The organism is Paenibacillus sp. O199, assembly GCF_001636635.1.
GTDB lineage: Bacteria > Bacillota > Bacilli > Paenibacillales > Paenibacillaceae > Paenibacillus > Paenibacillus marchantiae.
This window is the reverse complement of sequence record NZ_LGRP01000108.1, coordinates 1-338: the sequence shown is the minus strand read 5'-3', so window position 1 is coordinate 338 and position 338 is coordinate 1. Positions and strand designations below refer to the sequence as shown.

The following is a 338-nucleotide window of genomic DNA, read 5'->3' as shown; positions in this document are numbered from 1 at the left end:
GTAACTTCATCGGCCTTCAGCGCTTCTGGCTTCTGTTCACCGATAAGTACTACTTTGGCCCTACTGTCTTTCAGCATGTAAGCTATTCGCTGATCTGGATATTTGGGATCAATCGGCATGTACGCTGCGCCAACCTTCAAAATCGCCAAAATACCCGTGATCGTATGCGTATTCCGCTCAGCCATAATACCAACGTAATCTCCGCGCTCCACACCCACTCGCCGTAACTGTTCTGCCAGCTGACTGGAACGCTGCTCCAGTTCACGGTACGTCAACTGCTCTTCGCCTGACACGACAGCTGGCTGATCAGGGGTCAATGCAGCCTGAGAATGGAACAG

1 protein-coding gene is annotated in these 338 nt (G+C 51.8%); it reads right to left on the bottom strand.

What is annotated here, in order from left to right:
* Positions 1–338: AMP-binding protein (locus tag A6049_RS32345; protein WP_161490679.1), on the bottom strand; the 338-nt coding region annotated here is incomplete at both ends.